This window comes from Kitasatospora sp. MBT63 (assembly GCF_000710465.2).
GTDB lineage: Bacteria > Actinomycetota > Actinomycetes > Streptomycetales > Streptomycetaceae > Kitasatospora.
The window spans coordinates 1-6735 of record NZ_JAIZ01000377.1 but is presented as its reverse complement, the minus strand read 5'-3'; the positions used below and the strand labels follow the sequence as shown (position 1 = coordinate 6735).

At 76.9% G+C, this 6735-nt stretch carries 6 protein-coding genes; 3 read left to right on the top strand and 3 right to left on the bottom strand.

All coding sequences use genetic code 11. The features are described from left to right. Nucleotides 1-34 precede the first annotated feature (34 nt). On the top strand, nucleotides 35-832 hold the full coding sequence (yaaA, locus tag AA75_RS22105; protein WP_033821910.1) for a peroxide stress protein YaaA: 798 nt from the start codon (nucleotides 35-37) through the stop codon (nucleotides 830-832). Nucleotides 833-874: 42 nt separating this feature from the next. On the opposite strand, the gene AA75_RS22100 is transcribed toward yaaA, so the two are convergent. The 3 genes from AA75_RS22100 to AA75_RS22090 form a co-directional block, all read right to left on the bottom strand. Next, nucleotides 875-2041, bottom strand: a complete 1167-nt coding sequence (locus AA75_RS22100; protein WP_033821909.1) for a bifunctional RNase H/acid phosphatase — start codon at nucleotides 2039-2041, stop codon at nucleotides 875-877. Nucleotides 2042-2045: 4 nt separating this feature from the next. Further along, the gene (locus AA75_RS22095; protein ID WP_033821908.1) at nucleotides 2046-2789 is read right to left on the bottom strand and encodes a zinc ribbon domain-containing protein; all 744 of its coding nucleotides are present in this window, start codon (nucleotides 2787-2789) and stop codon (nucleotides 2046-2048) included. 93 nt (nucleotides 2790-2882) lie between these two features. Next, nucleotides 2883-3719: a Nif3-like dinuclear metal center hexameric protein gene (locus tag AA75_RS22090; RefSeq protein ID WP_033821907.1), complete on the bottom strand. Its 837-nt coding sequence runs from the start codon at nucleotides 3717-3719 to the stop codon at nucleotides 2883-2885. 420 nt (nucleotides 3720-4139) lie between these two features. Between AA75_RS22090 and AA75_RS22085 the strand changes: the two genes are divergently transcribed. Together AA75_RS22085 and AA75_RS22080 are read left to right on the top strand one after the other, a co-directional pair. Continuing rightward, nucleotides 4140-5822 carry a hypothetical protein gene (locus AA75_RS22085; protein ID WP_051813027.1) on the top strand — a complete coding sequence of 561 codons (1683 nt, stop codon included), beginning with the start codon at nucleotides 4140-4142 and terminating at the stop codon, nucleotides 5820-5822. A gap of 6 nt (nucleotides 5823-5828) precedes the next feature. Then, on the top strand, nucleotides 5829-6735 hold a 907-nt coding region (locus AA75_RS22080; RefSeq protein ID WP_051813024.1), incomplete at its 3' end, for a hypothetical protein.

Sequence of the window (6735 nt, the reverse complement as noted above, 5' to 3'; positions counted from 1 at the left end):
GGTTCGCTGCCACAAACTGTTGAGGGGTGTCGCCGTGCTGGTCCTGCTGCCGCCGTCGGAGGGGAAGGCCGCTTCGGTGGCCGGGGCGCCGGTCGAGCTCGGTGCGCTGTCACTGCCCGGGCTGACCGGGGCGCGGGCGGCCGTGCTGGCGGCGCTGGTGGAGCTGTGCGCCGGTGACGAGGAAGCGGCCCGCGAGGTGCTGGGCCTGAGCGTGGGGCTGCGCGGTGAGGTGGCCCGCAACGCCGGGCTGCCGGCGGCCGGCACGCTGCCGGCCGGTGAGGTGTACACCGGGGTGCTCTTCGACAACCTGGGGCTGGCGAAGCTGGACGAGGCGGCGTACGCGCGGGCCGAGCGGTCGCTGCTGGTGTTCTCGGGGCTGTGGGGCGCGGTGCGGATCGGTGACCGGATCCCGCCGTACCGCTGTGCGATGGGGGTGAAGCTGCCGCCGCTGGGGGCGCTCGGAGCGTACTGGCGGGGCGCGTTGGCCGGCGCGATCCCCGAGGTCGCGGACGGGCTGGTGCTGGACCTGCGCAGTTCGGCGTACGCGGCGGCGTGGAAGCCGGCCGGTGAGGTGGCCGCCCGGACCGCGACCGTGCGGGTGCTGCACGAGCGCGAGGTGGACGGCGAGCTGAAGCGCTCGGTGGTGAGCCACTTCAACAAGGCGACCAAGGGCCGGCTGGTGCGCGACCTGCTGACGGCCGGGCTGGAGCCCGGTTCGCCGGGCGAGCTGGTGGACGCGCTGGCGCAGCTGGGCCACCGGGTGGAGGTGTCCGCGCAGGGCACCGCGCGCCGGCCGTGGCAGCTGGACGTCGTGGTGGCGGAGATCCACTGACGGCCGGGCACCGGCGGGTGGGGCCGGGTCGGCCCGCACCCGTCAGCGCAGGTGGGCGGTGTCGTTGAGCAGCCGCACCGAGGCGTTGCCGTCGGAGTAGTACTGGACGGCGCACAGCGAGGCGGCCGACAGTTCCATCCGGTACACCGAGTCGGGCGGGGCGCCGAGCGCCAGCCGGACCAGGGTCTTGATCGGGCTGACGTGCGAGACCACCAGCACGGTCTTCCCGGGGTAGCGGGCGAGGATCTTGTCGCGGGCGACGCCCGTGCGGTGGGTGAGGTTGGTGAAGCTCTCCGCGCTGCCGGTGGGCTTCGCCTTGGCCGAGCCGAGCCAGGCGTCGAGGTCCGCCGGGTAGCGCTGCTGGACCTCGGCGAAGGTCAGGCCCTCCCAGGCGCCGAAGTCGAGCTCGCGCAGGCCTTCCTCGATCCGGACCTCGAGGCCGAGCCGGTCCGCGACGGCCTGGGCGGTCTGCCGGGTGCGCTGCATCGGCGAGCAGACCACGGCCTGCACGGTGCCCCGGGCGGCCAGCGCCTCGGCGGCCCGCTCGGCCTGCCAGCGGCCCTTCTCGGACAGCGCCGGGTCGCTGCCGCCGCTGCCGGAGAACCGCTTCTCCGGGGTGAGCGGCGTCTCGCCGTGCCGCAGCAGCACGAAGGTGGTCGGCGTGCCGAGGTCGGCGGGCGCGGCCCAGCCGGCCCTGGGTGCGGCGGGCTCGGCGAGCGGCTCCTCGGCCACCGGGGGCGTCCCGGTCACCGCGGGCGAGGCCGCGGGGCGCGCCCCGGGCTCCCACGGGCGGCCGGCCTGGCCCGCGTCCATCGCCTCGTTTGCCAGCCGGTCGGCGTCCTTGTTCTGCTCGCGCGGGATCCAGCGGTAGGTGACCTGGGCGCGCGGCAGGACGGTGCGCGCCTCGGCGGCGAGCGGCTGCATGTCCGGGTGCTTGATCTTCCAGCGCCCGGACATCTGCTCGACCACCAGCTTGGAGTCCATCCGGACGTCCACGGCGGCGTCCGGGTCGATCGCGCGGGCGGCCTTCAGGCCGGCGATAAGGCCCCGGTACTCGGCGACGTTGTTGGTGGCCCGCCCGATGAACTCGGCGGCCTCGGCGATGATCAGGCCGGTGTCGCCGTCGCGGACCACCGCGCCGTAGCCGGCCGGTCCCGGGTTGCCCCGGGAGCCGCCGTCGGCCTCCACGATCAGTCTGCGGGGGGCCACCGGGTCAGGCGCCCGAGTCCGCGGTGCGGACCAGGATCCGTCCGCAGTTGTCGCAGCGCAGCACCGCGTCGGCCGGCTCGGCCTTGATCGCGTTCAGGTCGGAGACCGCGAACTCGACCCGGCAGCCCTCGCAGCGGCGCTGGTGGAGGCGGGCCGCGCCGACGCCGCCCTGTTGCTCGCGCAGCCGGGTGTAGAGCTTCAGCAGGTCGGCGGGGACGGCGGCGGCGACCACCTCGCGGTCCCGCTGGACCTTCGCCACCTCGGCGTCGATCTCGGCGAAGGAGGCGTCGCGGCGGGCCTCGGCCTCCTTGAGCACCACCGTGGCGTGCTCCAGACGGGCGGTCAGCTCGGTGACCCGGGTCTCGGCGGACTCCAGGCGCTCCATGACCTCCAGGACCACGTCCTCCAGGTCGCCCTGGCGCTTGGCCAGCGAGGCGGTCTCGTGCTGGAGGTTCTCCAGGTCCCGGGGGGAGGTGACAGCGCCGGAGTCCATCCGCTGCTGGTTGCGGGCGGCCCGGGCGCGGACCTGCTCGACGTCGCCCTCGGCCTTGGTCTGCTCGCGGGTGGTGTCGCCGAGCTGGGCCTGGGCGGCGACGACCAGGTCTTTGAGCGCGGTGTGGTCGGCCCCGGCCTTGTCGATCTCGGCGTGCTCGGGCAGGCTGCGACGCCGGTGGGCCAGCTGGTCGAGGCGGGAGTCGATGGCCTGCAGGTCGAGCAGGCGGATCTGGTCGGCGGGCGCGGCGTTCAAGCGGGGAGCTCCTGGTGTCAGTCGGGCGGCTGGGGTTCGGTCAGCCGGCGACGCGGTCGGGTGGTGACGGCGGGCGGGCCGCGTCGTGGGGTGTCAGGGGGTGAACGGCATCGGCGCGTGCGCCGTCCACGGGTCGGTGACCAGGTCCGAGACCCGGGCCTCCAGCAGCCAGCCGTTGCGGTTGGCGACGGTGAGCAGTTCGCTGGCGGCGAGGCCCAGCCAGGGCCACTCGGTGGCCCAGTGCGCGGCGTCCAGCAGGGCGATCGGGGCGGCCTCGGTGGCCTCCGAGACGGGGTGGTGGCGCAGGTCCGCGGTGAGGTAGGCGTCCACCCCGGCGGCCCGGGCCTCGGCCAGGAAGCTGTCGCCGGAGCCGCCGCAGACCGCGACCCGGCCGATCATCCGCTCCGGGTCGCCCGCCACCCGCACGCCGGTGGCGGTGGCCGGCAGGCCGGCGGCGACCTGGGCCGCGAACGCGGAGAGCGGCAGCGGCGGCTCCAGCAGGCCGATCCGGCCGGAGCCGCGGCGGCCCTCGGGGTCGGTCGGGTCCGCCACCAGCGGGCCGGTGACCCGCAGGCCGACGGCGTCGGCGAGGGCGTCCGAGACCCCGGGGTCGGCGTGGTCGGCGTTGGTGTGCGCGACGTGCAGAGCGATCCCGGCCCGGATCAGGGTGTGCACCACCCGGCCCTTGAAGGTGGTCGCGGCGACGCTGGTGGTGCCGCGCAGGTAGAGCGGGTGGTGCGTGACGATCAGGTCGGCGCCCCACTCCACGGCCTCGTCCACGACGGCCTGCACCGGGTCGACCGCGAACAGCACGCGCTCCACCTCGGCCCCGGGATCGCCGCAGACCAGGCCGACGGCGTCCCAGGACTCCGCCCAGCGCGGCGGGTAGACCTCTTCGAGCACGGTGATCACGTCGGACAGTTTCGGCACCTGTCGAGACTACCGCGAAGCGCAGCCGGCCCAGTCCCGGCAACCCGTACAGCTGCTCGTCAACCGGCGCGCCGGGGCGCATCGGCGCCTCCCCGGCCGGACGGCCCGGGTGCCACGCGGTCGCGGCGGTCCACAGGCCGGGGGTCGCACGTAATCGAAAACGAATCGAGATCACCCTTACGAGTGAAGTGACCCGAGGGGCGTTGAGTGGCTCCCGTTTCCGAAAGTAACTTCGGTGCTGCAAACGGGAGCTGCCCCGGCCAGGGGGGTCGGAAAAGGGGCGCTCCGCCGAATTGCCGAACTCCGCTCCGGTCCGCGCCGTTCACGGCGGCCCGGCGCCGGGCCGGGACCGGCGGAGCGGGAGGCGGCACCCGTGAATCCACCAGGACCGACCGGCAGCGACGAAGGGGTGTGAAGCGGATGGGGAAGGGCACACCGCTGCGTCCGGCCGGGGGGCCCGGGCCGGTCCACGACGGGCCGCCCGGCCGCGACGGCACGCTGGTGGAGCTGGTACGGGCGGCCGTGGCCGGCACCGGGGCAGGGGAGGACCACGACAGCGGCTGGCTGACCGCCGTCGAGGGCCCGTGGTGCACGGTCCGGCCGCTCGGCCGGGACCTCCCCGCGCGGGGCTGGGGACCGCACACCGGCCCGGCCGCCGAGGCCACGGCCGAGCTGGCCGGCGCGGTCGCCGCGGCCACCGCCGCCGACCCCTGCGCCGCCGAATTCGCCGCCGGCCGGGAGAAACACCACGAGCTGAATTCCCGCAGCGGCGGCCGCGGCCCGGCCGGGGAATTCAGCCCGGCCCGGCCCGCCGACGACGCGCAATTCCGCCGGCCCGCCGAGGAACTCCACCACGCCACCCACGGCCCGCCCGGCCCGGTGGCGCTCCCGGACCGGCCCTACGCCCCCGGCCGCCGGGGGCACCCCCGGTTCGGCGCCACCGCCGGCCACGCCGAACCGGGGAGCGGGGACACGTACCGCTCGATCCCGGCCGGACCCGGCGGGGCCGCCGCCGAGGACGCCCGCACCGCGGGCTTCCGCAGACCCCCGTGGGCGGTCGACCCCGTCGAGGGGAGGGGGTCCGCCGGGCGGAACGGGTCGGCCGGGCGGAGGGGGTCGGCCCGCCCCGCCGTGGCCGGGCGGCGCCCGGGCGGGGTACTGCTGGGCGGCCGGTACGCCCTCACCTCGGCGGTGCGCAACGGCGCCGCGGGCGGCGTGTTCCTCGGCCGGGACACCGTCACCGACACCGACGTGGTGGTCAGACAGGCCCGCGCCCGGACCGGGGTGGGCCGCTCCGGCACCGACGCCCGGGCCGCGCTGAGGCACGAGGCGCGGCTGCTCGGCCGGCTCGACGGCCTGGAGCTCGCCCCCCGCCCGCTGGAACTGATCGAACAGGACGACTCGCTCTTCCTGGTGCAGGAACGCATCCCCGGCCGGCCGCTCGGCAGCTGGGTCGCCGCCCGGCTCCGCCGGGACGGCAGCGCCGACGTGCCCTGGGCCGAGGCCGGCCCGATGGCCCTGGCCCTCACCGGCCTGCTCGAACGCGTGCACGCCGAGCGGCTGGTACTGCGCGACCTCTCCCCCGGGCACGTCATGGTCCGGCCCGACGGCGCGCTGCGCCTGGTCGGCCTTCGGCTCGCCACCGAGGCCGGCGCGGTCGCCGGCTCCGCCGGCTCCCCGGGGTACCGCGCGCCCGAGCACCACCACCTGCGGCGGATCGCCCGCACCGAGCAGGCCGCCGACCTGTACGCCCTCGGCGGCCTGCTCTTCCTGCTCGCCACCGGCCACGACCCGCTGCTGCCGGAGGACCTCCCGCAGGCCCGGCCGGTCGAGGAGCGGCTCGCCCGCTGGCTCGCCCTCGCCGCCCGGGAGGGCGGCACCGCCCGGCGGCTCGCCCCCGTCGTCCTCGCCCTGCGCGAACGCGCGCCCGAACGGCGCCTGCCGCTGGCCGGGGTCCGCGCCGCCCTCGCCACCGAAGCGCAGCCGACCGCCACGTCGATGCCAACCGCCACGTCGATGCCGGCCGCGACACCACCGCCCGCCACACAAGCGGCGGCCACTGCCCCCACCCACCCCGAACGACCGGAAGCCGACCGGAGGTGACCCCCGGTGAGCGAGACCCCCGCCCGAACCGGTGCCGCCCACGCCCTGCGCCGCCTGAGCTTCACTTTCGCGGCCGACGGCTCGCACGCCGCCTGCCTGGCCGCCGGCCCCGACGGCGGCTGGTACCCGGAGAGCTGGCGGCTGCCCGACCACGGCCCCGCCGAGCCGACCGCCCTCCCGCTGCCGGGCAACCGCTCGGAGCACCTGCGCACCCAGCTGGTCGCGCTGCCGGACGGCCGGGTCCTGGCCTGCCGGCACGACGGCGACCGGCACGCCCTCGTCCTGCTGTCGGCGGTGCCCGGCGGCCCGTACGCCGAGGAGCGGGAGCTCGCCGCGCTGCGGCTGCCCGGACTGCGGGTACTGCCGCTGCCCGGCGCAGGGCCGGGGCGGCCGGTCGCGGTCGCGCTGGGCTCCGACACCCGCCCGGTCACCACCGTCTGGCTGGTCCACGCGGACGGCACCGCCCCCGCCCAGATCGCCGAACTTCCCGGCCTGCACGGCGGCGGTGTCTGGCTCGACCGGACCGGCCGGCTGCTCGCTCTGGACCGGGTCGCCGGCACCACCGTGAAGTCCGTCGTCCTCGACCTCGAACTCGGCCTGACCACCCCGCTGCTGGAGATCGGCGAGGGCAGCAACGACCGGCTGGTGCTGTTCGACCCGGACACCCGCTTCGGCATGGTGCGCAGCGACGCGCCCGGCGCCGACCGGCTCGGCTGGGGGGTGATCGGCGGCACCGATCCGCTGCGCTTCCCCGACGGCCTGCACCTGTCGGGGGTGTTCCTGCACCCGGTCGCGCTGGCGCCCGGCAGCGCCGACGGGCCGGCCGGTCTGCGGGTCGCCCTGCAGCTGGACCGCGGCGCCGGGTCCGCGCTGGCGCTCTGGCGGCCCGGTGGCGGCCTCGAGCCGGTGCCGG

Coding starts and splice junctions, on each gene's coding strand:
- AA75_RS22085 (WP_051813027.1), top strand. CDS start 4,140: ATGGGGAAGGGCACACCGCTGCGTCCGGCCGGGGGGCCCGGGCCGGTC.